Here is a 26,348-nt window from a genome sequence, read left to right as displayed (position 1 = left end):
GCGCGAGCTATGCCCTTGGTGCGCGTGACCTACAAGGATGTGCGAATGCGCTGGTTTCATTTCGGCTTGATGACGGTTCTGGCGATGCTGACGGCAAGCGCGGCGCAAGCTGATGGCGGCCCGATCGGCGCGCCGGGCGCGCATCACCTCGCGATCACGCTGGTGGCGGAGAGCACGACGCCGGCGGCGGGGTCGACCGTCACGGTCGCGCTGGCGACGATGCCCGAGGCTGGCTGGCATGGCTATTGGGAAAATCCCGGCGATGCGGGCTTCCCGGCCAAGCTCGAATGGAAACTGCCCAAGGGGGTGACCGCAAGCGATCCGGTCTATCCGGTGCCGGGGCGGCTCGTCGTCGCCGATCTGATGAACTATGTGTTCGAGAAGCCCTATGCGCCGCTCGTCACGCTGAAGGTACCAGCTGGCATCGCCGCCGGGACCGCGCTGCCGATCACGCTCCACACCACCTATCTCGTCTGCTCGGCGACGGTATGCGTGCCTGAAGCCGCCGATCTGTCGCTTTCGCTGACCGTTGGCGACGGCGCGATCGCGCCCGACACGCAGGCGCGCTTCGACGCGTGGCGCCGGGCGGTGCCCAAGCCGCTCGATGCGAAGGGTATCTTCCAGGCAAGCGACGGTCGCATCCGCATCGCGATCCCTTACCCGGCGGGTGCCGCGCTCAAGGATGCCTATTTCTATCCGGTCACGACCGGGCTGCTCGATTACAACGCGCCGCAGACGGTTAGCCAGGATGGCGACCGGCTGATCGTCGAAACCAAGGCGGGCGCGACGGGCGGGGCAGGGCCGCTCGTGGGCGTGCTGCAGATCGGCGCGCAGCAGGGGCTGCGCGTGACCGCCAATGCCGGCACCGTCGCCGCGACCGCGGCCACATCGACCGGCGCACCTGCCGGCGGCGTGCTGATGGCGACGCTGATCGCCTTTGCCGGCGCGATGCTTGGCGGGTTGATCCTCAACATCATGCCGTGCGTCTTCCCGATCCTAAGCCTCAAGGCGCTGAGCCTCGCGCGGGGCCATCTCGACGAGGGCGCGGCGCGGCGTGAGGCGCTGGCCTATACCGGCGGCGTCGTCGCGGTGTGCGTCGGCCTGGGCGCGGCGATCCTCGCGTTGCGCGCTGGAGGCACCGCGGTCGGTTGGGCGTTCCAGCTGCAGGATCCGCGCGCGATCGTCGTGCTGCTGCTGCTGACGGTGGCGCTGTCGCTCAACCTTGGCGGGTTGTTCGAGATCCCGACGCCGCAATTCGTCAACCGCTCGGGCGGGGCGGGCGGCGCGTTCGCGACCGGTGCGCTCGCGGCGTTCATCGCGACGCCGTGCACCGGGCCGTTCATGGGCGCGGCGCTGGGCGCTGCGCTCGTGCTGCCGTGGCCGGCGGCGCTGGCGGTGTTTGCCGGGCTCGGGCTCGGGCTTGCGATCCCGTTCCTCGCGCTCGGCTTCGTGCCAGCGCTGCGCAAGCGGCTGCCCAAGCCCGGTGCGTGGATGGAGACCTTCCGTCACATCCTGTCGGTGCCGATGTGGCTGACCGCGCTCGCGCTCGCCTGGGTGCTCGGGCGGCAGGCGGGGGTCAACGGGTTGATCCTTGGGCTCGGCGCGGCGCTGTTTGCAGGCTTTGCGTTGTGGATCGGCGGTCGCCGCCAGGCACGCGGGCTGGCGTTCGGCTGGGTCGCGCTGATCGCATTGCTCGTCGTCACGATCGGCGGCGCGGCGCTCGTGTCGCGCGCGCCGGCGCAGGCGGCGGTCGCCGAGGCGGGTAGCGAGCCCTTCACCGAAGCGCGGCTCGACGCGTTGCGCAAGGCGGGGCGACCGGTGTTCGTCTATTTCACCGCCGACTGGTGCCTGACGTGCAAGGTCAACGAGAAGGCCGCGATCGAGACCGATGCGACGCGCAAAAGCTTTGCCGATCACAAGGTCGCGGTGCTGCTCGGCGACTGGACCAATGGCGATGCGACGATGGGCCGCTTCATCGAGGCGCATAACCGCGCGGGGGTGCCGCTATACCTGTATTATGCGCCGGGCGCGGCCGAACCGCGCGTTCTCCCGCAAGTGCTGACGCCGGGGATATTGGCGGCGTTATGATCGCGCGCGCGCTTGCCGGCTTCGCCGCGCTGGTCCTCGGGGCAGGCGCGGCGAGCGCGCAGAACCCACCCGCCTGGTCGCGACCGACAGCGCCATTCCACATTGCCGGGCCGGTCTGGTATGTCGGGACCGAGGGGCTCGGCGTCTATGCGATCGTCACGCGCGCGGGAACGATCCTTGTCAGCGGCCCACTCGCGCAGAGCGCCGGTCTGGTCGAGCGCAATCTCGCGACGATCGGCGTGCAGCCACGCCAGATCAAATGGATCCTCAATTCGCACGCGCATTTCGACCATGCCGCTGCGTTCGCCGAACTGCGCCGCTGGAGTGGCGCCAAGCTCGTCGCCTCGGCCGGCGATGCCTCCGCGCTGCGCCGTGGCCGACACGAAGCCGACAATGCGAACGGCCACACCCGCTTTGCGCCGGTTCCGGTCGACCGAATCGTCCGCGATGGCGAGCAAGTCCGCGTCGGGACCGTCGCGCTGACCGCGGTGCTGACACCGGGACATACGCCGGGCTGCACGACGTGGACGATCCCGGTAGTCGAGCGGGGGCGGCGCTTGAACGTCGTATTTCCGTGCAGCGTGACCGTGGCGGGCAATCGCCTGATCGCCAATCGCGCCTATCCCGGCATCGTCGCCGATTATCGCCGCAGCTTTGATCGGCTGGCGACGCTGCCCGCCGACATCGTGCTGCCGATGCACCCCGATCAGGTCGATCTGCTCGGACAGGCCAGGCGCCACGACGCCGGCGCGGTGGACGCCTTCGTCGATCCCAGCGCGCTCCCGCATTTGGTGGCGGAAGCGCGGCGCGATTTTGCCAGTGCGCTGGCGCAGGAACGCGCGCGCTAGACAGCAGATTTCTTTTCGGCAGCGCTTGTGCGGCGCAACAATCCATCGCAGCATGGAACCCAAGACGTATTTGGGGGCTTTACCTTCTCGATGGGGACACGACCGGCGTTTGATGAAATCATGGGGCAGGCAGGGTCGACGACCCCGCGGGACGAACTTGCCGCCTTGGGCGCCTGGATCGAGACCACCCCCGACGCCGAGCTTCGCCGGCGCCAGCAATCGGCCGAGGCAACTTTCCGTCAATTGGGCATTACCTTCGCCGTCTACGGCGAGAGCGATGCGAGCGAGCGGATCATCCCGTTCGACATCGTCCCGCGCATCTTCCTTGCCGACGAATGGGAGCGCCTCTCGGTCGGCCTCGTCCAGCGTGTCGAGGCGATCAACGCCTTCCTCCACGATATTTACGGCGAGCGCCGGATCCTTGCCGAAGGCGTGCTGCCGCCCGACCTGATCTTCGGCAATCCGCAGTTCCGTCCCGAGATCGCCGGCATCCGCCCGCCGCACGACATCTGGGCGCATATCTGCGGGATCGATCTGGTGCGCACGGGACCCGACGATTTCTTCGTGCTCGAGGACAATGCGCGGACCCCGTCGGGGGTAAGCTACATGCTCGAGAACCGCGAAGCGATGCTGCGGCTATGCCCCGAGCTGTTCCGCGATTTCCACGTCGCGGCGGTCGATTCCTACCCCGATCGCTTGCTCGAGACGATGAAGTCGGTCGCGCCGGTCGGCGTCGCCGCGCCAGTCTGCGTCGTGCTGACGCCTGGACACTATAATTCGGCCTATTACGAGCACAGCTTCCTCGCCGATTCGATGGGGATCGAGCTGGTCGAGGCGGCCGATCTCGTCGTCGATGATGACGTCGTGTGGATGCGCACGATTGCGGGGCGCGTGAAGGTCGATGTCATCTATCGCCGGATCGACGACGATTATCTCGACCCGCTCGTTTTCCGGCCGGATTCGATGCTCGGCGTGCCGGGGCTGATCGCGGCCTATGCCGCCGGCAACGTCGCGTTGCTCAACGCGCCGGGCAACGGCATCGCCGACGACAAGGCGATCTATTCGTACATGCCCGAGATCGTGAAATTCTATTCGGGCGGTGACGCGAAGCTGCCCAATGTCGAGACATGGCGCTGCCGCGAGCCGCAAGCGCTGAAATATGTGCTCGAAAGATTGCCCGAGCTGGTGGTGAAGCTGGTCGACGGGTCGGGCGGATACGGTATGCTCGTCGGCCCGACCGCGACCAAGGCCGAGATCGAGAGCTTCCGCGCCGCGCTGATCGCCGAGCCGCACCGCTACATCGCGCAGCCCACGCTGGCGCTGTCGACGGTACCGACGCTTGCCGCGGCAGGCCTGGCGCCGCGCCATGTCGATTTCCGGCCGTTCGTGCTGACGGGCTCGAAGGGCGTCCAGGTCGTTCCCGGCGGGCTGACGCGCGTCGCGCTGAAAGAGGGATCGCTGGTAGTCAATTCATCGCAGGGCGGTGGTACCAAGGACAGCTTCGTCCTGATGGACAATGGCGCGGGCGCGCAACCGTCCCACCCGCTCCAGTCGCAGACGCAATCGCAGGAGCAAGTCTCGTGAGCGGCGCGCTGCGGTCCTCGCCATGCCGCGGAGCATCGCGATGCTGAGCCGCACTGCATCGTCGCTGTACTGGCTCGGCCGTTATGTCGAGCGGACCGACTTCATCGCGCGGCTCGTCGAAGCGACCGTCAGGCTCGACGTCCTCTCACCGCGCCCGGCGGGCGAGGCGGCGTGGGCATCGGCGCTGGCGGTGACCGAGACCGACCAGGCCTTCGCCAAAACCGGCAGGGACATCTCGCAAAGCTCGGTCGCGCGCTTCCTCACCGTCGACACCAGCCATCCGGGATCGATCGTCCGCGCCCTCGACATGGCGCGCAACAATGCGCGCGCGGTGCGCACCGCGCTGACCAAGGAGGCCTGGACCGCGATCAACGGCGCCTGGCTGATCTTCGACAATCGCTCGAGCCCCGGCGGCGCGATGGCGACGCTCAACCTGGTCGAGGCGGTAAAGGCCGAGACGCGCGGGTTCGAGGGCGCGGTGCACCGCATGCTGCGCAACCAGACGACGTGGTTCATCCGCCTGGGCCAGGCGATCGAACGTGCCGACAACACCGCACGGCTGCTCGACGTCAAATATCATATCCTGCTGCCCAAGGGCGAGTCGGTCGGCGGTGTGGTCGATCGCGACCAATGGACGACGATCCTGCAGACGGTGTCCGCAGTCACCGCGTATCGCTGGCTCTATTCGGAAGGGTTGAAGCCGGCGAACGTCATCGACTTGCTGATCGCACGCTCCGAACTGCCGCGCAGCCTCGCCGCCTCGGTCGAAGAAGCCGTCGAGATCCTCAATTTGCTCGCCAAGCGTACCGGCCTGCACGGCGAGGCCGACCGGATGGCGCGCACCCGCCAGCAACGCTTGGCTCGCACCAAATCGGGCGAAGTGATCGCGCGCGGGCTGCACCAATATCTGCAGGGCTTCATCGCCGAGAACGACAATCTCCACATGGCCGTCGGCCGCCAGTTCAAGTTCAGCTGATGCGGCTCGCGATCGATCACCGCACGACGTATCGCTTCACCAACCCGCAGGCGCGGCTGACCCAACTGCTTCGGTTGACCCCGGAAGATACGCACGACCAGTCGGTCGCAGGGTGGAACTTGCACGTCGATTGCGATGCACGGCTGCGCTATGGGCGCGACGGTTTCGGCAACCGCACGACGATGCTGTATGTCGAGGGACCGCTCGACAGCATCGAGATCCATGTCTCGGGCGAGGTGCTGACCAACCGCTCGCACGGGATCGTGCATGGCGGGCACGAGCCGTTGCCGCCCGAACTGTTCCTGCGCGAGACCGCGCTGACCAAGCCCAATGCCGAGATCATCAGCTTTTCAAGCGCGATCAGCGAGACCGATCCGGTCGCGCGGCTGCATGCGCTCAATCTGGCGGTGCACAGGCGCTTCGCGCTGTGTCGCGGGCGTCCGGTCGCAGGTCGCACCGCAATCGAGGCGTTCGCCGAAGGGAAGGTCAGCGCGCGCGATCTGGCGCAGGTGTTCGTCACCGCGGCGCGGACGCTCGGCGTGCCGGCGCGTTATGTCTCGGGCTACAGCCCGTCGTGTATCGAGATCGGGGATGGTCGCCCCGCGCCGCACGGCTGGGCCGAGGCGCATGTGGCAGGGCTCGGGTGGGTAGCGTTCGATCCGTGCACGGGCCTCTGCGCCGACGAAGCCTATGCGCGCGTGGCCGTCGCGCTCGATTCGGCGGGGGCCGCACCCGTCGCCGGATCCCGGCTGGGCGAGGGCGACGAGGTGCTCGACGTCGACCTCCATGTGGATCGTGCGGCGGGGCAGTAACCCCGCGATCGGATCAGCGCGTCGTGACCATCTGCTCGGCCATGATCGCGTATTTCTCGGCGGGCGGCGAATAGACCGCATCCTCGTCGACCAGCAGCCCCCAGCCTTGCGGGCCGAGCACTTCGATCGGACGATAGCGGATCTTGTACGCCATCCGCGGCGAGCCCTTCACCCAATAGCCGAGATAGACATAGGGCAGCCCGACGGCACGCGCGCGCAGGATGTGATCCATGATGATCATGTTGCCGAGCCCCGGGCGATCGGTGCTGTCGGAGTCGAAGAAGCTGTAGATCATCGACAGCCCGTCAGAATGCTGATCGGTGAGGCATGCACCGATCAGCTTTCCGCGCTCGCCGTGGAGCGACGGCTCGCGATATTCGACGATGAAGCTGTTGACGGGCGAATGCTCGACCATGTCGGCATAATCGCCTTCGTCCATTTCGGCCATGCCGCCGCCGGGATGCCGCGAGGCGAGATAGCGGCGCAGCAGCTGGAATTGCTCGTCGGTCGCCCACGGCCGGCACGCCGAGACTTCGAGGTCAGCATTCTTGCGCAACTGCTTGCGCTGCGTTGCATTCGCCTCGAAGTCCGAAACGACGACGCGGACTGAGACGCACGCGGTGCAGCCCGAGCAGCTCGGGCGATACGCGACCGACTGGCTGCGGCGAAAGCCGATCCGGCCAAGCGCATCGTTAAGATCGCTCGCTTGCTCGCCGCGCAACTCGGTAAACACCTTCCGCTCCTGGCGACCGGGCAGATACGGGCAGGGCGACGGGCTGGTGACGAAGAATCGTGGAAAGCGGAATGGCGCTGTCACCGCAGAGGGTCCCTTGAATAAGCGTGTCCTGCCGCCCCAGCGGCCAGTTCGCACCGCCGTTATGAATCTTCCCGAACGTGATGAAAAGCGGCTTTACCAATATTGGTGGTTAATGCCGCATTTGCTGAATCGATTCAGCGCGCTGGCAATAAAATGCACCGATCCGGGCCCCTGCGATAGAGTCGCGGGACTCGGTTGGCCGCACGCCAGATTCGTTTCGTCACGCGAGTTCGACGGTACTCACTTCATAGCCCCCGGCGCGCAAAGCGGCGATGAGCCGGTCGAGATGCGCGCGGTCGCGCGTCTCGCATTCGACATCGGTGATCAGGCCCTTGGCGGGGAGCGTCGTGAAGACCCGCTGATGATAGATCTCGATGATGTTGACGCGTTCGGCATCGAAGATCCGCGCGACGTTGAACAACGCGCCGGGCTGATCCTGCAGCCGGATCCGCAACCGCGCGAGCCGGCCCGAGCGCGCGAGATCGCGCAGCAGGACGTTGGCGAGCAGCCGCGTGTCGATATTGCCGCCGCACAGCACGACGCCGACGGTCTTGCCGGCGAAGCGCTCGGGATGCTGGAGCAGCGCGGCGAGGCCGGCTGCGCCCGCACCCTCGACCACGGTCTTCTCGATCTGCAGCAACAGGCTGACCGCGCGTTCAAGATTGCGCTCGCTGACCAGCACGATGTCGTCGACCAGCGCCTTGACCATGCCCGAAGTGATCCCGCCGGGCTCCTTCACCGCGATGCCCTCGGCGAGCGTATCGCCCGCGCACGGCATTGCGGTGCCGTTGATGCGGTTGAACATCGACGGGAACAGCTCGGCCTCGACGCCGACGACTTCGATCGGATGGTCGGCCGCCGCAGCGACCACCGCCATGCCCGAGATCAGGCCGCCACCACCGATCGGGGTGAGGAAGGTGTCGATGCTCGGCACATCCTGCAGCATCTCGATCGCGCACGTGCCCTGGCCGGCGATCACGCGGACGTCGTCGAACGGATGGACGAAGGTCAGCCCGCGCTCGCCTTCGAGCTCGCGGGCGTGCGCATAGGCCGCGTCGAACGTGTCGCCGAACAGCACGACGGTCGCGCCGTGGCCCTCGGTCTGCGTCACCTTCACGGTCGGCGTGTTGGTCGGCATCACGATCGTCGCCGGGATGCCGAGGCGATTGGCGTGATAGGCGAGGCCCTGCGCATGGTTTCCGGCCGACGCCGCGATCACGCCGCTCGTGCCCGCGGGCAGCTGCAGCAGCGTGTTGAGCGCGCCGCGCTCCTTGTATGCCGCGGTGAATTGCAGGTTCTCGAACTTGAGATAGACCGTCGCCCCGGTCAGCTCGGACAGCGTCTTGCTGATGAACGTCGGCGTCCGCACGATCTGATCGGCGATCCGTGCGTGCGCCGCCTGGACATCGGCGAGGGTGACGGGGAGGGTTTCGGGCGCGGGGCGGGGATGAGTAGCCATGCCGCCGCCTAGACCATCTGGCGCGACGAAGGAACATTGCTTATCGCATTGCGCATGCAGACCAAGTCCTTCGCCCGTCGCGCCGCATTCGTCCTTGCGGCGCTCTCGCTCCCGAGTGCTGCCTTTGCCGATGGGTTGATCGACAATGTCACCGGCATCACGCTCGACAAGGACGGCAAGGTCCTGCGCTTCACCGGCCTGCTGATCTCGCCCGAGGGCAAGGTCGTCAGGCTGCTCGCCGACAGCGAGAAGCGCCCGGTCAAATTGGATTGGCGCGCCGACGAACATGGCAAGGTGCTGCTCCCCGGTTTCATCGACGCGCATGGGCATGTCATGGAATTGGGCTTCCGCGCGCTCGAGCTCGATCTGTCGGGCACCAAGTCGCTCGACGAGGCCAAGGCGCGGATCGCGGCTTACGCCGCCGCCAACCCCGAGAAGAAGTGGATCATCGGCGGGGGCTGGAACCAAGAGGTGTGGGCGCTCGGCCGCTTCCCGACCGCGGCCGATCTCGACGCGGTGGTCAGCGATCGCCCGGTCTGGCTCGCGCGCGCCGACGGGCATGCCAGCTGGGGCAACAGCGCCGCGCTGAAGGCAGCGGGCGTCACGGCCAAGTCGGTCGCCCCCGCGGGCGGGCGGATCGAGAAGACCGGCCCGTTACCGAGCGGCGTGTTCGTCGATGCGGCGCAATCGCTGGTCGAGAAGGTCGTGCCGCAGCCGCAGCCCAAGGAGCGCGACGTCGCCTTCCTCAAGGCGCAAGAGATCCTGATGTCCTACGGCATCACCGCGACCGCCGACATGGGCACGAGCATGGATGACTGGCTGGCGTATCGCCGCACCGGCGACGCGGGCAATCTGCGCGTGCGGATCATGAGCTATGGCATGGGGGTCGACACCGCGGTGCGGATCGGCGGCGCCGGGCCGACGCCGTGGCTCTATGGCGATCGGCTGCGGATGGGCGGGGTCAAGCTCTACGCCGATGGCGCGCTCGGGTCGCGCGGCGCTTGGCTCAAGAAGCCGTATAGCGATGCGCCGGGGCAAACGGGGGCGGGGTTCATGTCCGACGACGTGATCCGCAACTATATGAGCCGCGCCGCGCTCGACCATTACCAAGTCGCGGTCCATGCGATCGGCGACCGCGCCAATGCCGAAGTGCTCTCGGCGATCGAGGACATGGCGGATACGTACAAGGGCGATCGCCGCTGGCGGATCGAACATGCGCAGATCGTCGATCCGGTCGATCTGCCGCGCTTCGGCAAGAACGGCATCATCGCCTCGATGCAGCCGACGCACCAGACGAGCGACCGCGCGATGGCCGAGGCGCGGCTCGGGCCCGATCGGCTCATCGGCGCCTATGCGTGGAACTCGATGCTGAAGAACGGTGCGACGCTCGCCTTCGGGTCGGACTATCCGGTCGAAAAGCCCGATCCGTTCGCCGGCTGGGCGGCGGCGTTCACGCGGCAGGATGCCGATGGGCAGCCGTTCGGCGGTTGGCGCCCCGAAGAGCGCATCACGCGCGAGCAGGCGTGGTGGGCGTTCACTGGGGGCGCGGCCTATGCCGGCTTTGCCGAGGACAAGTTCGGGCGCCTGGGCGTCGGGCAACGCGCCGATTTCATCATCGTCGACCGCGACCCGCTGCTCGCTTCGCCAACCGAATTGCGCGCGACCAAGGTCGAGCAGACCTGGATCGGCGGCGCCAAGGCATGGAGCCGCAAGTAAAGAAAAGGCCGCGACGTCCCCCGATGTCGCGGCCTGTCTCCCGCCGCAGCGGGAGCGGTAAACTGTTGGGCGATCAGGCGACGGCCGCGGGTGCCATCATCTCGTCGGCCTCGCGCAGCACATAGCCGCGACCCCACACGGTCTCGATGTAATTCTCGCCTTCGCAGGCGAGCGACAGCTTCTTGCGCAGCTTGCAGATGAAGACGTCGATGATCTTGAGCTCGGGTTCGTCCATCCCGCCATAGAGGTGGTTGAGGAACATTTCCTTGGTCAGCGTCGTGCCCTTGCGCAGCGAAAGCAGCTCGAGCATCGCATATTCCTTGCCGGTCAGATGGACGCGGCTGCCGTCAACTTCGACCGTCTTGGCGTCGAGATTGACCGCAAGCTTGCCGGTGCGGATGACCGACTGGCTATGGCCCTTCGAGCGGCGCACGACGGCGTGGATGCGCGCGGTGAGTTCTTCGCGGTGGAACGGCTTGGTGACGTAATCGTCGGCGCCGAAGCCGAAGCTGCGGACCTTGCTGTCCATCTCGTTGATCCCCGACAGGATCAGCACCGGCGTCTGGACGCGCGCGACGCGGAGCTTCTTGAGCACGTCATAGCCGTGCATGTCGGGCAAATTGAGGTCGAGCAAGATGATGTCGTAATCGTAGAGCTTGCCGAGATCCAAGCCTTCCTCGCCGAGGTCGGTCTTGTAGACGTTGAAGCCTTCGGCGGTCAGCATGAGCTCGATCGCCTTGGCGGTCGTCGGCTCGTCCTCGATCAACAATACGCGCATCTGGCGGTCCCCATTGCTTACCAGACGATCGGAGCTCCCTGCGGCCCGATATGCCTGACACAAACCATTAACCTGATCAGTGATGAAGGCAAAAGGTTAATTTCGCATTAATCGGCCTGAATCCGCGATTCGCGGGGTGATTCGGCGCCGTCTGTTAGGTCCTCGCCGAGCACCTCGCGCAGATACAGGCTGCGCACGAGCGAAAATCCGACCACCAGCAGTCCCGCCGAAAAGAAGAGCCCGAACAGCCCGAACACGAACCCGATCGCAATGATCGAGAACACCGTGATCGCGGGCGGGATGTCGATCACGCGGCTTTGGACATAGGGCGTGACGAAGTTGGTCTGGATCACGCGGACGATCGCATAGGTGATCAGCGTGCCCATCAGCGGCGCCGTTCCCGCGGTCGCGGCAAGCCCGAGTGCGGGGAGCATTGCAGCGGTAGGCCCCACATAGGGAATGAATTCGCTAAGGCCCGCGAGCAGCCCGAGCGCCCACGCCGAGGGCACGCCAGCGATCCACAGCCCCGTGCCGACGAGCAGCCCCATCGAGGTCATCCCGATCAGCTCGGCGCGCAGCCACAGCCGCAGCGTCGTGCCGACATCGACCAGCGCATCGGCAAACGCCGGTCGGACCGATGGCGGCGCGAGCAGCAACGCGCCGCGCTGATAGACGTCCGGGTCGGCGGAGAAGAACAGGGCGCCGACGAGGAGGAGGATGCAGTTGAGCAACAGCTGGCCACTGCCGCTCAGCAGGCCACCGATGTCGCTGGCGACGCGCGATCCGGCGAATGCCGCCTTGACTGCTTCGACGATCTTCGCACCGACCGGCGATTGCGACATCCAGTGCGAAAGCTGGTCGAGCAGATGCGGCAATTGCGAGACGAGCTGGTTGATCTGCTGCGCGAATTCGACGCCGAACAGCCACCCGAGAAACCCGATCACCGCGAGCACCGTGGTCACGGCAAGCGGCATCGTCGCGCGTTGCGGGACAACCCTGCCATAGAGCTCGGCAATCGCGCGGATGGCGACCGCGCCGAGCATCGAGCCGAACGCGAGGATCAGCAGATTGCCCGCACGCCACACCGCCGCAGTGAGCGCGACGATCAGAATGACGATCAGGACACGGCGGATGAACCGGGCGTCGTCGGCATCGGGGGCAAGGCGCTTCACCCTTCGCGAACGCAAGGGTTGCGAACTTTCTCCGTCAAAAAGTCCATCAGCGCCTCGACGCGCGCGGGCCGCAGCGCACTTGGCGGGGTCACTAGGTGCAGCGCGATCGGCGGTCCGTGCCAGTCGGCGAGCACGACCTCGAGCTTCCCCGAGGCAAGGTCGGGACCGACAATGAAGTCGGGGAGCAAGCCGATGCCGAGTCCAGCGCGGAGCGCCGGGAGCAGCGCGTCGCCGCTGTTCGCCGATAGCGGGCCTCTGGGCCGCACGGCAGCTTCTGCACCACCAGGGCCGAAGAAGCGCCACGGTCCGGTGACGTTGGTATAGCCGAAACACGCATGTTCGCCGAGTTGCGCGGGATGGGTCGGTCGGCCCTCTCGCGCGAAATACTCAGGCGAGCCGACGATATGGATGGCGATCGGCCCAAGCCGACGCGCGCGCAGCGAACTGTCGGGCAGGTCGGCGATGCGCAGCGCGATATCGAACCCCTCGGCAACGATATCGACCTTGGCGTCGGACAGGATCAGCTCGATCTCGATGCCGGGATGGAGCAGGAGGAACTCGGCAACGAGCGGCGCGACGATCGCGAGGCCGAGCGTCATCGGTGCGCTCAACCGTACCAGCCCGGTCGGGGTCGTCGCGGCATCGTGCGCGGCTTCCTCGGCGGCGATCGCCTCGGCGAGAATCCGGGCGGCATGTTCCGCCAGGCCCTTGCCGGTCTCGGTCAAGGTCAGCCGGCGCGACGTGCGGTGGAACAGGGATTGCCCGAGATGCGCCTCGAGCCGCGTCACCGCTTTCGACACCGTCGCCTTCGAAACGCCGATCGAATCGGCGGCTCCACTGAAGGAGCGGTGTTCGACCACACTGGCGAAAATCGCCCAGGCTTCGAGATCGGGAAGACGCATTTGGTACCAGGCTCCAGGCGACGCGTTTCCTTACATGTCGAAACGATCGGTTTCCAGTGTTTCCATTTACCGCGCAATCCAAACGCCTATCTTGGTGCCAACGCAATTCCTTCGGGAGATCCGCAATGATCGAGAGACGTTCGTTCGAGAGCCTCGGCCATGCCGAGCATGGCTGGCTCAACGCCCGCCACCATTTTTCCTTCGCCAATTATTACGAGCCCGCCCGCATGGGCTGGGGTGCGATCCGCGTGTGGAACGACGACGAGATCGCCGCGAACAGCGGCTTCCCGCCGCATCCGCACCGCGACATGGAAATCGTCACCTATGTCCGCAAGGGCGCGATCACGCACAAGGATTCGATGGGCAATGAAGGCCGCACCGGGGCGGGTGACGTCCAGGTGATGAGCGCGGGGACCGGCGTGCGCCATGCCGAATACAATCTCGAGCCCGAGCAGACGACGATCTTCCAGATCTGGATCGAGCCGAGCCGCAAGGGCGGATCGCCGAGCTGGGGCGCAAAGCCTTTCCCGAAGGACGATCGTTCGGGGCAGTTCGTGACGCTGGCGAGCGGCTTTGCCGAAGACACCGATGCGCTGCCGATCCGTGCCGACGCACGCGTGCTCGCAGCACTCGTGCGGGCTGGCGAGACGATCACGCACGAAGTCGGCCCCGGGCGGCACGCGTATCTCGTGCCCGCGACGGGATCGGTCGAGATCGACGGCCAGACCTTCAAGGCGCGCGATGGCGCGGCGATGGATGGCGGGCAGACCGTGACGATCACCGCGCTCGAGGATTCCGAGTTGGTGCTCGTCGACAGCGAGTAACCGCGTATCCCCCTCCCGCTTGCGGGAGGGGTTAGGGGAGGGGCGTGCCTCGGGCGCTACCCTTTCCTTTTCAGACTTCCCTCCCCCACCCCCTCCCGCAAGCGGGAGGGGCGCAAGTAAAAGAAGGATCTCACAATGACCAAAGTTCTCGTGCTGTATTACTCGTCCTACGGCCATATCGAGCAGATGGCCGACGCCGTCGCCGAAGGCGCGCGCGCCGGTGGTGCCGAGGTCGACATCCGCCGCGTCGCCGAAACTGCGCCGCAAGCGGTGATCGAAGCGGCGCACTTCAAGACCGATACCGCGCACGAAGTGATCTCCGGCCCCGACGCGCTCGCTGACTATGACGCGATCATCGTCGGCGCACCGACGCGCTTTGGTCGCATGCCGAGCCAGATGGCGTCGTTCTGGGATACCACCGGCGGGCTGTGGTTCGGCGGCAAGCTGATCGGCAAGGTCGGCGGTGCGTTCACCTCGACCGCGAGCCAGCATGGCGGGCAGGAGACGACGCTGTTCTCGATCATCACGAACCTGATGCATCACGGCATGACGATCGTTGGCCTCGACTACGGCTTCCAGGGCATGACCGGCGTCAAGGAAGTGGTCGGCGGCACGCCGTATGGCGCATCGACGATCGCCGATGGTGACGGCAGCCGCCAGCCGCATGCCGAAGAGCTCGCCGGCGCGCGCTATCAGGGCAAGCGGATCGCCGAGACGGCGGCCAAGCTCAAAGCCTGAACCATTTGCGCCTCCGCCGCTCGACCGGAGCGATGATCGGCGGAGGCAGCAATTGCGGGAGCATGACGGGTGGCGGCACCGACGGTGGCTTGAGCCAGAGGTCGGATATGTCGGTCACCCGCGGGCTCGCCGGGTAGCGCGCGCGCGCGCGGCCGACCGCCAGGCGTGCGCGCGTCGCGCCAGGCACCTTCAGATTGGCGCCGACCCAGCGCCAATGCCACGGCTCCCACGTGACGCCTTGCGCATTGCCGATCGGGAACGACAGTTCGAAACCGAAGTCGGGCGCGTGGCTGATTAACCAGCGACCCGCGGGGGTCGTCGCGATGCAACTGTCGACATCGGCGCATCCCGCCGACGGCCGGATCGCAAAGTCGATCGCATAGCCCGTTGCGTGTTCGCTGAACCCCGGCGGCGCGACGGTCAGCGCCCGCATCGCCGGGTCGCCGCAATGGCCGCGTCGGCGATTGTGGCAAAAGACCGCGCGCTGGTGCGCAATCGAGCGGAAGCACGACAGGCCGCGGAGCGTCTTGCCTACGCTGGGTGTCAGCGCGGCGGCGGTCAGCATCCGCGCAAGGTCGGGCGCGGCATCGCGATTGATCACGCAAGGCTGGCCGACCGCGAAACCGGGCGGCGCCGCAACCAGATCGCCGCTTGCGACTTCAGGATAGGGCAGGTGGCCAAGCATGCGTCCGTCGGCCATCGCGGCGGGAAGATCGCCGGGATAAAGGCTAGCCGGAACAGCCGTTTGCGCGAGCGTGGGGGAAGCCGCCCACGGCGCCAGCGCGATCCCCATCGCCCAAGTTCGCATCGCTCGCACGGCGCGGGCTCTGGCATGTCGGCGCTTGCGGTGGCAAGGGGGTGGGATGCTAGCCAATCATGTTCTTTTTCTCGACGGCGAGGCGCTTGTCATCGACAAGCCCGCCGGTCTCCCGGTCGATCGTCCGCGCGATGGGTCGCTCTCCCTCGAAAACCATCTCGACGGGCTGACCTTCGCGTTCAAGCGCTGGCCGGTGCCGGTGCATCGGCTCGATCGCGACACGTCGGGCTGCCTGCTGCTGTCGCGCAATCCCAAGGCGCATGCCCGCCTGCAACAGGCGTTCGAGCAGGGTCTCGTGCGCAAGCGCTATCTCGCGGTGCTCGAGGGTGTGGTCGAGGGTGAGAGCGGGCTGATTGATCTCGCGCTTGCGAAGGTCAGCACCGAAGAGACCGGCTGGCGGATGGTCGGCGATCCGCTCGGCGCCAAGGGCAGCAAGGCATCGCGGACCGCGTGGCGCGTGCTGTCGATCAAGGACGGGCGCAGCTTCGTCGAGTTCATCCCCGAGACCGGCCGAACGCACCAGATCCGCGTCCATGCCGCCGAGGCGCTCGGCGCGGCGGTGGTCGGCGATCCGATCTACGGCAACGGGACCAAGGCGAACGGCGCCGCAACGCTGCTCCACGCCGCCGAACTGATGGTGCCACGGGCGGGCAAGGAGCCGATCATCGCCAAGGCGCCGCTCCCTGAGCGCTTCATCGCGGCGGGATTTACCGAAGCTGATGCCGCGCCCGCGCAATAGCGCTTTCCTCGCGTGACCTGACCGACTAAGCCCCGCGCTCCCCGGGGGGCCGCTAATGCGCGGCTGAGAGGTGGGCTGCAGCCCACGACCCGCTGAACCTGATCCGGTTGATACCGGCGTAGGGAGGGCTGGCGGCAGACTCCGTTACCCCTCCGTGTAGGAGTGACGACGGATGACGCGCAGGCTTTCCATGACCGACGGCATCGCACGCGGCGCGCTCGGCTTCGCGCTGCTGTCGAGCGCGATGCTCGCGGTCCCGGCGTTTGCCGAGGACAAGGATCCGCCCGGCGATATCGTCGTCACCGGCCATCCCGATCCCGAAGGCCTGCTACCCGACCAGCACGCGCCCAAGGCGCAAAGCGCGATCTCGGCCGATTTCATCACCAAGCAAGCGCCCACGCTCAACGCGTTCCAACTCATCGGCCTGCTGCCCGGCGCGAACGTCTCGTCGAGCGACCCCTACGGCTTGTCGACCAGCTCGAGCCTGACGCTGCGCGGGCTCGGGCAGGACGAGATCGGCGTGCTGCTCGAAGGCGCGCCGCAGAACGACATCGGTTATTATTACGCCTATCCGGCGCAATTCGCCGATGCCGAGAATCTCAAGCAGATCACGCTCGCGCAAGGTGCGGTCGATCTCGATTCGCCGACCGTCGGCGGGGCGGGGGGGCTGCTGTCGCTGACGCTCGACGATCCCAAGGCGAGCCCGCAAGCGCTCGTCAATCTCTCGCTCGGATCGTACGCCGCGCGGCGCGCCTTCGTGCGGGTCGATACCGGCACGATCGGCCGGACCGGGCTCAAGGCGTTCGTGTCCTATTCGAACATCCGCGCCGACAATTGGCGCGGGGCGGGGTTCGACACGCGCCAGCATGTCGACGCCAAGCTGCTCAACGAATGGGGCAACGGCAACCGCGCGAGCCTCGCCGTGTCGTTCAACGATGCCAATTCCTCGACCTATCCCAGCCCGACGCTCGCCGACTGGAAGGCTGAGGGGCGGGGGTTCAACTACGATCGCAAGTATAGCGCCGGGAATACGAATTACTGGCGGCTTCACCGCGCGCCGTTCCGCAACGTCTATCTCGCGGCGCCGCTGCATCTGGCGCTCAGCGACCGGCTGACGCTCGACACGACGAGCTATCTCCAGTTCGGTTATGGCAATTCGCCCTACGGCACGGCGCTCTCGACCACCGGCAATTTCCTCGGCACCGAGGGGCTGGGGCCGGTCGCGCTGCCCGGCGCGGTCGATGGCGCGGCGACCGTGCTCGGCAATTATACCGGCGACCAGTTCCGCGGCGGCACCGTCGCCAAGCTCACGCTTGCCGCCGGGGCGCACCGGATCACCGCTGGCCTGTGGTTCGATTACGGCAAGGATCGCGTGCTGCAGACCTATGGCGCGGTGCGCGCGGACGGGCGTCCGGTCGACCCATGGGGCTATCAGGAGACGGCGATCCGCACTGCCGATGGCCGCTTGCTCGCCTATGAGGATCAGCGCACGCTCACGGTGACCAAGGGCTTCTTCCTCGCCGACAGCATTACGCTCACCCCGCGGCTGACCATCGACGTCGGGTTCAAGGGCGTCGACTTGCTCCGCAATGGGCGCAATTATTTGCCCGGCCCGCAATCGGCGGTGCGCCGCGACAGCTTTGCCGCGCTGCCGCGTGCGGCGGTCCATTATCAACTCGACGACCGGCAGCAGTTGTTCGCCAACGTCACCACCAACTTCCGCGGCCCCAACGAATTCACGCTCTACAACAGCTATTATGGCGGTGAACTCAGCACGCAGGGGACGAACGCGCTCAAGAACGAATATTCGGTCTCGCAGGAGCTCGGCTATCGCTACATCGGGCCGAGCCTGTCGGCGTCGGTGACCGCCTTCCATTACCATTTCCGCAATCGCCAGCTTGGTACGCTGGTCGATGTCGGCGGCGCGCAGGTCAATTCGACGCTCAACGCCGGCAGCCAGACGTCTTACGGCGTCGATGGTGAGATCGACTACCGCCCCGCCGCGGGGGTGAGCCTCTACGTCTCGGGCGAATATCTGCGCGCGCGGCTCGACAACGACCTGCCGGTCGGCGCGGATTTTCTGCCGACGCGCGGCAAGCATGCGGTGTCGAGCCCGACCTTTCAGGCGGGGCTCGGCGGGACGTATGACGACGGCCGCTTCTTCGGCAGCAGCGCGCTGAAATATGTCGCGCGCCAATATGCCACCTTCGTCAATGACGAGAGCATCCCCGGCTATGCGACCCTCGACCTGTCGGTCGGCGTGCATCTGGCCGAGTGGCTCGACGGCAAGCGTACCGATCTGCGGCTCAATGCGATCAACGTCACCAATCCGCGCGTGCTGTCGGGCGTGGCGGCGGTGACCCCCAACGCGCGCGACACGATCGGGCGTCGCGGCAGCCTCATCGCCGGGGCGGCGCCGGCTTATTATGTCGGGAGCGGCGCGGCGCTGATCGCGACGCTGTCGCGCGTGTTCTGAGGCAATGGCCGCGAGCGCCCCGCATCTCGTCCACGGCATAGGCACCACGCTCAAGCCGCCGACCTGGCCTGCCATCACGCATGATAACGCGGCTGCCGCGCTTGCGCGCTTCCCTGTCGCCGGGCAGCTCGAAGCGCTCGAATGGCATTCGCCGCGGCCCTTCTCGGCGGCGGCGCGGGTCCGCACGACGCGCGGCGTGTTCGTGCTCAAGCGGCACCATCCGGCGGTGCGGACGCCTGCCGGCCTGGCGGAGGAGCACGCCTTCATCGCGCATCTCGCCGCGGCCGGGATACCGGTGCCCGAAATCCTGCTGACCGACGCCGGGACGAGCGCGATTGCCGTCGGCGACTGGACCTATGAGCTGCACCGCCAAGGCGCGGGGCTCGACCTGTACCGCGAGCGGCTTTCCTGGACGCCATTTTTCTCCGCCTCGCACGCGCATGCGGCAGGTGCGTCGCTCGCACGGCTACACGCAGCATCGCGCGGTTTCGCAGCGCCGGCGCGCGCGGTGCAGCCCTTGGTGGCGAGCTTCAATATTCTTCCCAGCACCGATCCGTTGGCGGCCACCGAGGCCTATGTCGCGGCGCGGCCGGCGCTAGCGGCATTCCTCGAACCGCGCGACTGGCGGCCGGCGGTGGCGCGACTGTTTGCCGAGCTCGGCCAGGGTGTGCCGGCAGCGCTGGCGGGGCGCGAGGCGCTGTGGACGCATAACGACTGGCATCCCTCGAACGTGCTGTGGAACGCGGACGGGCAGGTGGAGACGGTGTTCGACTTCGGTCTCGCCGACCGCACCTGCGCGGTGCACGATCTCGCGACCGCAATCGAGCGCACTGCGATCGACTGGTTGGAGCTGGGGCAGGGGAGAGACGCGACGATCGGCGATCCCGAAACCGCGCAAGCGCTGCTCGCGGGGTATGCGACGGTGATCCCGCTCGACCGCGGTGAGGTGGCGGCGCTGCTGCGCGTGCTGCCGCTCGTCCATTTCGAATTCGCGCTGTCCGAGATCGACTATTTCGCGGGTGTCGTCGGCGATGCCGAGCAGGCGAGTGTGGCGTGGGACCAGTATCTGCTCGGCCACGCCGACTGGTTCACCGCGCCACACGGACAAGCTTTCCTGAATACCATCGAGCACGGGCCACTCGGCTGATGTCCGCGCTCGAGATCGTCGCTGTCATCGTCAGCTTTCTGGGGATCTGGCTTACCGCCGTGCGGCGGATGCTGTGCTGGCCGATCAACCTGCTGGCCTGTGCGCTCTACTTCAAGCTGTTCCTCGACGTTCGGCTCTATGCCGACATGGTGCTGCAAGCGCTGTTCGGCATCGCCATCGTGTATGGCTGGATCGTCTGGGCGCGCGGCAAGGAAGATGATGGCGACGTCGTGGTCGAGCCGCTGCGCTCGGGGCCTGCGGCAATCGCGCTTGCGGCGGGCGCGATCGGGGCGGTCACGATCGGGTGGGGCACGAGCCACTATACCGATGCGGCACTCCCGTGGATCGACTCCGCGCTGAGCAGCTTCAGCCTCGTCGCGCAATATTGGACGGCACGGCGGCATCGCGAAAGCTGGTTGCTGTGGGTCGCGGTCGACGTGATCTATGTCGGCATGTTCGTGTTCAAGGGGCTGATGCTTACCGCCGGCCTCTATGCCGCGATGATCGTCCTGGCAGGGCTTGGCTATCGCCGCTGGCGGACCGCGCAGCGCGTTTGACGCTGCGACGGCGGGTAGTTCTTACCTAGCGCATGGCGCAAAAATACTAGGAACCGCGCATCGACCTCGCCGTTATATGGGTCCGATCCGAGCACAATTCGGTGGGGTGCGATGCCGGGCAAGGGATGTTCCCTGCGTTCGGCGCCACGCCGCGGTTGCGGATTTCTTCTTCGGACAAGGAGCGAGAAAATGAACAAGGACGAATTCCAGGGCGGTGCACGCTATATCGGCGGCAAGATCGAAAAGGCCGTTGGCGACACCGTCAACAGCCGCGACTGGCAAGTCGATGGCGTTGTCGATCAGGTCGCTGGTGGCGCGCAGAACCTCTACGGTCGTGCAAAGTCGGCGATCGGCGACGTCGTCGACGGCGCCCCTGAGCTCGCCGACAAGATCGGCAGCGAGGCGCGGGTCGCCGGTGATCGTGCGCTGGACGCCGCCAAGCGCGGTGCGCGGACGGCGCAGGACTCAGTCAAGCAGGCACCCGTGCTCTGGGCGCTCGGCGCGGCAGCGCTCGGCTACGGCCTCGCGTGGCTCGTGCACGGCCAGCGCGACTGATCGCGTGACCGTGGCCCCGGCCCTCAAGTCGCTGCGAGACTCCGCGGATCTGCGCCATTTGCGCCAGATCATCGCGGGGCTCGACGAAGGCGTCATCCTGGTCGACCCCGACCAATCGATCCTGTGGGCCAACGAAGCGGCGCTCGGGATGCACGGGGTCGACTCGGTGGAGGCGCTCGGGGCCACAGTCGACGATTATCGCCAGCGCTTCCAGCTGCGCTATCGCAACAACCACCGCTTGCGCGGCGCCGATTATCCGATCGAGCGCGTGGTTGCGGGCGAGGCCTTTTCCGAGGTCGTCGTCGAGGTCGCGGTCGCAGGCGAGGCCGAGCCGCGCTGGGTCCACCAAGTGCGCAGCCTGGTGCTGACCAACGCCGAGGACGAGCCCGAATGTCTCGTCCTGGTGATCCAGGACGTCTCGGCACGCTTCGAGGCGGAGGATCGGTTCGAACAGTCGTTCAACGCCAATCCGGCACCGGCGGTCATCTGCCGGCTGAACGACCTGCGCTTCGTGAAGGTCAATCAGGGCTTTCTCGACATGACCGGGCACGACCGCGACACCGTGCTCGCAAAGACGGTCTACGACATCGACGTTCTGGCGCGCGCCGAGAAGCGCGATCTCGGCAAGGAGCGGCTCGCCGAGGGGCGGACCATCCCGCAGATGGAGGCCGAACTCGACTTGCCCACTGGCGAGACGAAGCTCGTCATCGTCGCCGGGCAGCCGATCGACATGGGCGATCAACCGTGCATGCTGTTCACCTTCGCCGATCTCGAACCGCGTCGGAAAGCCGAAAACGCGCTGCGGCAGAGCGAGGAGCGCTTCACGCGGACCTTCTCGCTTGCGCCCGTGGCGCTCGCGATCGGTGCGCTTGACGGGCATCGGCTGTGCGACGTCAACGCGGCCTTCACCGCGCTGACGGGCTATGCCGCCGACGAGATTATCGGGCGTCCGCTCGGCGAAGTCGGCTTGTGGGAGACCCCGGCGCTGCAACACGCGCTCGAGGGGGAGATCGATGCGGGGCATGCGCTGCGCGATCGCGAAGTGCGGATCCGTTTGAAGGACGGCGCGGTCATCGACGGTATCGTTTCGACCGAACCGATCCTGCTGCGTGACGAAGCATGCGTGCTGTGGGCGATGCGCGACATCAGCACGCGCAAGGCGTCCGAACGCGAACTGGTCGGCGCGATCGAGGCGGTGATGAAGGATACCAGCTGGCTGAGCCGCTCGATCATGGAGAAGCTGGCGCGGATCCGCGCGCCGCAGGCCGAGCCGAGCGGAGTTGGGCTCGATGAGCTGACGCAGCGCGAGCGCGAGGTGCTGGCGTTGATCTGTCGCGGGCTCGACGACAAGTCGATCGCGCGGACGCTCGATCTGTCGGGCAATACCGTGCGCAACCATGTCGCGCGGATTTATGCCAAGATCGGCGTCAATCGCCGCAACGCCGCTGCGGCATGGGCACGCGCGCGCGGCTTCGATGGCGACTCGATGTCGACATCGTCGACGAACGAACCGTCCGAACGGGAGGTGGCAGCATGACGCAGCGCCGCGACAAGGGCCGCGCCCGCCAGGCGAAGGGCTCGGTCCAGGAAGCGATCGGCAAGATCATCGGCGACGCCGATGTCGAACGGCAGGGGCGGCGCGAAAGCGAAGCCGGAGCCGATCAGGCCCGGGGCGAAAGCCCCATGATTAAGGACGGCGACGACTGACGCCGGTCTGGCAATTTTCTACCAACAGGAGTGACTATGGCTACCAATCTGACACCCGGCTTCGTGCCGGTTGACGACGCGCGTCTGGTGAAGACGCCGACGCGCATTTCGTGGGGTGCAATCTTCGCCGGCGTCGTGCTGGCGATCGCGATCCAGCTCGTGCTCGGCATTCTTGGCACGGGGATCGGGCTCAGCCTCGTCAATCCGGTCGAGGGCACGACACCAGGGGCGACCGGCTTCGGCATCGGCGCCGGATTGTACTGGATCGTTACGACCGTGATCGCGCTGGGTGCCGGCGGCTATGCAGCGGCACGCGTCGCTGGCGTGCACGATCGCTTTGATGGTCTGGTCCACGGCCTGGTCGTCTGGGGCGTCACCCTGATCCTGACGCTGTATCTGCTCACGTCGGCGGTCGGCGGGATCATCGGCGGCGCGTTCCGCACCGTCGGCGCGGTTGCAGGCGCAGCCGGTAGCGGGATCGGTGCGGCGGCTCCCAAGGTTGCCGACGTGGCTGGCGTCGATACGTCCGACGTCCGCAACGAAGCCGCTGCCTATCTGTCGACCGCACCGTCCGACCCGGCGCAGATGACGCCCGAGCAGGCGCAGAAGGAAATCGCCAAGCAGCTGCCCGCGCTCGCCCGCGGTGGCACCGACGGCGCGCAGGCCGAGAGCCGAATCGTCGACATCGTCGCCGCCCAGCGCAAGATCAGCCGTCCCGAGGCACAGGCCCAGGTGACGCAAGCCAAGGCGCAATTCGTCAAGACCAAGAACGACGCGATCAGTACCGCCAAGTCGGCGACCGACACCGCCGCCGGTGTGGCCGCGGGGACGTCGTTCATGCTGGTGATCGCGCTGCTGATCGGCGCCGGTGCCGCCGGCTTCGGGGCGACCACGGCCACGCGCCGCCGCCTTTAACTCTCGTGCAGTGCCGCCCGGATCCAGGGCGGCATTATCGTTACGCGACGTGTCCTGCGGCTCGGTCTTCAGCCGAATGCCGCAGGACACCGACCAGACGGACACACATGCGCAGGGCGATCGGCCAGCGCCTACCCCGCCGCAAGCCGTCGGCATCGATCCGACCTGTCTGGCAATCTATTGCGGCAGCATCGCGCGCTTGCTCGCGCCGCCGCATGGCCGCACCGATCGCTGCGCAAGGCAGCGATACAGCATGACCAGGATCGGCGCCGCGAGAGCGCGATGCGGCCCTGGTAGAATGCCGGGCGCGAAACGCAGCTTCGCCAGCTGTTTACCTGTCAAAGGCGCCCGCATATACGACGCCAGCGTCAGCGTTCGGTCCGGAGTCACGGCGCGACACCTACCGAGAGAGGATTTCTTGATGACGCTTCGTGTCGCCGCCATGCCCTTGCTGCTCGTCGCCGCCACCGCGTCCGCCCAAGTCGCCGCCCCACCGCCGCCCGCGAAGGTCGCACCGGTCGCCGGGACGCCGGTGCTGCCCGCGTGGACCAAGCCCGCGATCCGCGGCGCGTGGAACGATGCGAAGCGCGCTCCCGATGCGCGTGCAAAGGCGCTGGTTTCGGCAATGACACGCGACGAGAAGCTCACCCTGGTGTTCGGCTATTTCGGGACGGATTTTCCGATCTTCCTCTATAAGGCTCCGGTCGAGGCGCATGCCGGCTCGGCCGGCTATGTCCCCGCGATCGCGCGGCTCGGCATTCCGGCGCAGCATCAAACCGACGCCGGCGTCGGTGTCGCGACGCAGGGAGGTGCCGCGGTCAAGCGCGAGCGGACCGCTTTGCCGTCGAACCTGGCGATCGCCGCGAGCTGGGACGTTGCGATCGCGCATGCCGGCGGCGCGATGATCGGTGACGAAGCGCGCCGTTCGGGCTTCAATGTCATGCTGGCGGGCGGCGTCGATCTGCTGCGCGAGCCGCGCAACGGCCGCAATTTCGAATATGGCGGCGAGGATCCGCTGCTCGCCGGGACGATCGTTGCCGAGCAAGTGCGCGGTATCCAGTCGAACCACGTCGTCTCGACGATCAAGCATTATGCGTTCAACGATCAGGAAACCGATCGCAACGCCGGCAATTCGATCATCGCGCACAGCGCGGCGCGCGTGTCCGACCTGCTCGCCTTCCAGCTGGCGATCGAGCGCGCCGATCCGGGGTCGATCATGTGTTCGTACAACCGCGTCGACGGCGCCTATGCCTGCGAGAATAGCTGGCTGCTGACCGATGTCCTGCGCACCGACTGGGGCTTCAAGGGCTATGTGATGAGCGATTGGGGGGCGACACACAGCACCGCGCCCGCCGCCAATGCCGGGCTCGACCAGGATTCGGGCTTTCCCTTCGACACCCAGCCCTTCTTCGGCGCGCCGCTGCGCCAGGCGCTCGATAGCGGAGCGGTGACGCCCGCGCGGCTCGACGTGATGACGCACCGGATCCTGCGCGCGATGTTCGCGCAAGGGCTGTTCGAGCGTCCGGTTAGCGAACAGCCGATCGATCTTCCCGCGCACGCCGCCGTCACGCGCGCCGCAGCGGAGGCGGGCGCGGTGTTGCTCAAGAATGACGGTGACATGCTCCCGCTCGCCGCGACCGCAAAGCGGATCGTCGTGATCGGCGGCCATGCCGACAAGGGGGTGCTCGCAGGCGGGGGATCCTCGCTCGTCTATCCGGTCGGCGGCAATGCCGTGCCGGGGCTGCTGCCAAAGACCTGGCCCGGCCCGATCATGTATTATCCCTCGTCGCCGCTCGACGAGATCAAGCGCCGCGCGCCGGGCGCGGAGGTCGCCTTTGCCGATGGCAGCGATCCCGCGGCGGCAGCGGCTCTGGCGCGCGGCGCCGATGTCGTGATCGTCTTTGCAACGCAGTGGCAGGGCGAATCGTTCGACGTGCCGATGGCGCTCGACGGCGCGCAGGATGCGCTGATCGACGCGGTCGGCGCGGCCAATTCCAAGACGGTCGTCGTGCTCGAAACCGGCAGCCAGGTCGCGATGCCGTGGCTCGGCAAGGTCGGAGCGGTGCTCGAGGCGTGGTATCCCGGCACTGCCGGCGGTGCGGCGATCGCCAATCTGCTGTTCGGCACGACCAATCCGTCGGGGCGCTTGCCGATGACCTTTGCGAGCAGTGTCGATCAGTTGCCCGATCCGGCCAAGCCGCACGCCGGCGACGTCGTCTACAAAGAGGGCGCGACGGTCGGTTACAAATGGTTCGACGCGAAGGCGATCACGCCGCTTTTCGCCTTCGGCCACGGTCTGTCCTATACGCGCTTCGCCACCGACGGGCTGACCGCGACCGCCGCCAACGGCGCGCTGACCGCCAGCTTCACGGTGCGCAACACCGGTGCGCGTGCTGGCGCGACGGTGCCGCAAATCTATATCGCGCCGGTCGCGGGTGGATGGGAAGCGCCCAAGCGGCTCGGTGGCTTCACCAAGGTCGCGCTGGCACCCGGCGCGCGCCAGACGGTGGCGGTGACGGTCGATCCACGCTTGCTCGCGACGTGGGACGAAGCCGGACATCAGTGGCGGATCGCGGGTGGTCGCTACAAGGTGATGCTCGCCGACTCGGCGACCGACATTCGCCAGACCGTGACGGTGAGCCTGCCAGCGCGGACCATGCCGGCGACATGGCGCGCGCGGTAAGCGGCGTCCCCTGTTCTCTCTCGGCCCCCACCGGGGCT

At 67.0% G+C, this 26,348-nt stretch carries 23 protein-coding genes and 1 riboswitch; of the genes, 17 read left to right on the top strand and 6 right to left on the bottom strand.

The window, feature by feature from the left end; translation table 11 throughout:
- Positions 1–45 precede the first annotated feature (45 nt).
- From IE187_RS04860 to IE187_RS04840, 5 genes are all read left to right on the top strand, one after another.
- Positions 46–2,088, top strand: a complete 2,043-nt coding sequence (locus IE187_RS04860; protein WP_189675302.1) for a protein-disulfide reductase DsbD family protein — start codon at positions 46–48, stop codon at positions 2,086–2,088.
- On the top strand, positions 2,085–2,936 hold the full coding sequence (gene bla, locus IE187_RS04855; RefSeq protein ID WP_189675301.1) for a subclass B3 metallo-beta-lactamase: 852 nt from the start codon (positions 2,085–2,087) through the stop codon (positions 2,934–2,936). Before IE187_RS04860 ends, bla begins: the two co-directional genes overlap by 4 nt.
- A 90-nt stretch (positions 2,937–3,026) precedes the next feature.
- Positions 3,027–4,520 carry a circularly permuted type 2 ATP-grasp protein gene (locus tag IE187_RS04850; protein ID WP_189675300.1) on the top strand — a complete coding sequence of 498 codons (1,494 nt, stop codon included), beginning with the start codon at positions 3,027–3,029 and terminating at the stop codon, positions 4,518–4,520.
- Between the two features lie 40 nt (positions 4,521–4,560).
- Positions 4,561–5,496, top strand: a complete 936-nt coding sequence (locus IE187_RS04845) for an alpha-E domain-containing protein (protein WP_189675299.1) — start codon at positions 4,561–4,563, stop codon at positions 5,494–5,496.
- Positions 5,496–6,308: a transglutaminase family protein gene (locus IE187_RS04840; protein WP_189675298.1), complete on the top strand. Its 813-nt coding sequence runs from the start codon at positions 5,496–5,498 to the stop codon at positions 6,306–6,308. The genes IE187_RS04845 and IE187_RS04840 overlap by 1 nt, the downstream gene beginning before the upstream one ends.
- 13 nt (positions 6,309–6,321) lie before the next feature.
- On the opposite strand, the gene IE187_RS04835 is transcribed toward IE187_RS04840, so the two are convergent.
- Together IE187_RS04835 and IE187_RS04830 are read right to left on the bottom strand one after the other, a co-directional pair.
- Complete coding sequence (locus IE187_RS04835) at positions 6,322–7,125, bottom strand: arginyltransferase (protein ID WP_189675297.1); 804 nt, start codon at positions 7,123–7,125, stop codon at positions 6,322–6,324.
- Positions 7,126–7,345: 220 nt separating this feature from the next.
- Positions 7,346–8,584: a threonine ammonia-lyase gene (locus IE187_RS04830; protein WP_133189530.1), complete on the bottom strand. Its 1,239-nt coding sequence runs from the start codon at positions 8,582–8,584 to the stop codon at positions 7,346–7,348.
- A gap of 54 nt (positions 8,585–8,638) precedes the next feature.
- On the opposite strand from IE187_RS04830, the gene IE187_RS04825 reads away from it, so the two are divergent.
- Positions 8,639–10,300 (top strand): amidohydrolase, encoded by a 1,662-nt coding sequence (locus IE187_RS04825; RefSeq protein WP_189675296.1) that lies wholly within the window; start codon positions 8,639–8,641, stop codon positions 10,298–10,300.
- 73 nt (positions 10,301–10,373) lie between these two features.
- Here the strand turns inward: IE187_RS04825 and ctrA are convergent, their stop codons facing one another.
- The 3 genes from ctrA to IE187_RS04810 all read right to left on the bottom strand — a co-directional run bounded on the left by ctrA (position 10,374) and on the right by IE187_RS04810 (position 13,152).
- Positions 10,374–11,078 (bottom strand): response regulator transcription factor CtrA, encoded by a 705-nt coding sequence (ctrA, locus tag IE187_RS04820; RefSeq protein WP_133189526.1) that lies wholly within the window; start codon positions 11,076–11,078, stop codon positions 10,374–10,376.
- Between the two features lie 107 nt (positions 11,079–11,185).
- A complete protein-coding gene (locus IE187_RS04815) occupies positions 11,186–12,250 on the bottom strand; it encodes an AI-2E family transporter (protein ID WP_189675295.1) in 1,065 nt (354 codons plus the stop codon).
- The gene (locus tag IE187_RS04810) at positions 12,247–13,152 is read right to left on the bottom strand and encodes a LysR family transcriptional regulator (RefSeq protein WP_133189522.1); all 906 of its coding nucleotides are present in this window, start codon (positions 13,150–13,152) and stop codon (positions 12,247–12,249) included. Before IE187_RS04810 ends, IE187_RS04815 begins: the two co-directional genes overlap by 4 nt.
- A 125-nt stretch (positions 13,153–13,277) precedes the next feature.
- Here IE187_RS04810 and IE187_RS04805 point away from each other — a divergent pair, with 125 nt between their 5' ends.
- The gene (locus IE187_RS04805; protein WP_189675294.1) at positions 13,278–13,976 is read left to right on the top strand and encodes a pirin family protein; all 699 of its coding nucleotides are present in this window, start codon (positions 13,278–13,280) and stop codon (positions 13,974–13,976) included.
- A 135-nt stretch (positions 13,977–14,111) separates the two neighbouring features.
- Positions 14,112–14,714 carry an NAD(P)H:quinone oxidoreductase gene (gene wrbA / locus IE187_RS04800; RefSeq protein ID WP_133189518.1) on the top strand — a complete coding sequence of 201 codons (603 nt, stop codon included), beginning with the start codon at positions 14,112–14,114 and terminating at the stop codon, positions 14,712–14,714.
- On the opposite strand, the gene IE187_RS04795 is transcribed toward wrbA, so the two are convergent.
- On the bottom strand, positions 14,704–15,522 hold the full coding sequence (locus IE187_RS04795) for a M15 family metallopeptidase (protein WP_229839269.1): 819 nt from the start codon (positions 15,520–15,522) through the stop codon (positions 14,704–14,706). The two genes, wrbA and IE187_RS04795, sit on opposite strands and share 11 nt — an antisense overlap.
- Before the next feature lie 55 nt (positions 15,523–15,577).
- On the opposite strand from IE187_RS04795, the gene IE187_RS04790 reads away from it, so the two are divergent.
- The 9 genes from IE187_RS04790 to IE187_RS04750 all read left to right on the top strand — a co-directional run bounded on the left by IE187_RS04790 (position 15,578) and on the right by IE187_RS04750 (position 26,310).
- On the top strand, positions 15,578–16,270 hold the full coding sequence (locus tag IE187_RS04790) for an RluA family pseudouridine synthase (RefSeq protein WP_133189514.1): 693 nt from the start codon (positions 15,578–15,580) through the stop codon (positions 16,268–16,270).
- A 32-nt stretch (positions 16,271–16,302) separates the two neighbouring features.
- Positions 16,303–16,412: riboswitch (TPP riboswitch) on the top strand.
- Positions 16,413–16,460: 48 nt separating this feature from the next.
- Positions 16,461–18,746: a TonB-dependent receptor gene (locus IE187_RS04785; protein ID WP_229839230.1), complete on the top strand. Its 2,286-nt coding sequence runs from the start codon at positions 16,461–16,463 to the stop codon at positions 18,744–18,746.
- A gap of 4 nt (positions 18,747–18,750) precedes the next feature.
- Positions 18,751–19,893 carry a phosphotransferase enzyme family protein gene (locus tag IE187_RS04780; RefSeq protein ID WP_189675292.1) on the top strand — a complete coding sequence of 381 codons (1,143 nt, stop codon included), beginning with the start codon at positions 18,751–18,753 and terminating at the stop codon, positions 19,891–19,893.
- Positions 19,893–20,450, top strand: coding sequence for a nicotinamide riboside transporter PnuC (gene pnuC, locus IE187_RS04775; protein ID WP_189675291.1), 558 nt, complete (start codon positions 19,893–19,895; stop codon positions 20,448–20,450). The genes IE187_RS04780 and pnuC overlap by 1 nt, the downstream gene beginning before the upstream one ends.
- 189 nt (positions 20,451–20,639) lie before the next feature.
- A complete protein-coding gene (locus IE187_RS04770; RefSeq protein ID WP_133189506.1) occupies positions 20,640–21,005 on the top strand; it encodes a CsbD family protein in 366 nt (121 codons plus the stop codon).
- Between the two features lie 4 nt (positions 21,006–21,009).
- Positions 21,010–22,542 (top strand): PAS domain S-box protein, encoded by a 1,533-nt coding sequence (locus IE187_RS04765; RefSeq protein ID WP_189675290.1) that lies wholly within the window; start codon positions 21,010–21,012, stop codon positions 22,540–22,542.
- Entirely contained in the window at positions 22,539–22,712 is a 174-nt protein-coding gene (locus IE187_RS04760; RefSeq protein WP_189675289.1) for a CsbD family protein, read from the top strand. The genes IE187_RS04765 and IE187_RS04760 overlap by 4 nt, the downstream gene beginning before the upstream one ends.
- A 36-nt stretch (positions 22,713–22,748) precedes the next feature.
- A complete protein-coding gene (locus IE187_RS04755; protein ID WP_189675288.1) occupies positions 22,749–23,627 on the top strand; it encodes a hypothetical protein in 879 nt (292 codons plus the stop codon).
- A gap of 421 nt (positions 23,628–24,048) precedes the next feature.
- Positions 24,049–26,310, top strand: coding sequence for a glycoside hydrolase family 3 C-terminal domain-containing protein (locus IE187_RS04750; protein WP_189675287.1), 2,262 nt, complete (start codon positions 24,049–24,051; stop codon positions 26,308–26,310).
- Positions 26,311–26,348: the final 38 nt, after the last annotated feature.

Source organism: Sphingomonas glacialis (assembly GCF_014653575.1).
In the GTDB taxonomy this organism is placed as follows: Bacteria; Pseudomonadota; Alphaproteobacteria; order Sphingomonadales; family Sphingomonadaceae; genus Sphingomonas; species Sphingomonas glacialis.
The sequence above is the reverse complement of the archived record's forward strand: the minus strand, read 5'-3'. Positions and strand labels throughout refer to the sequence as shown.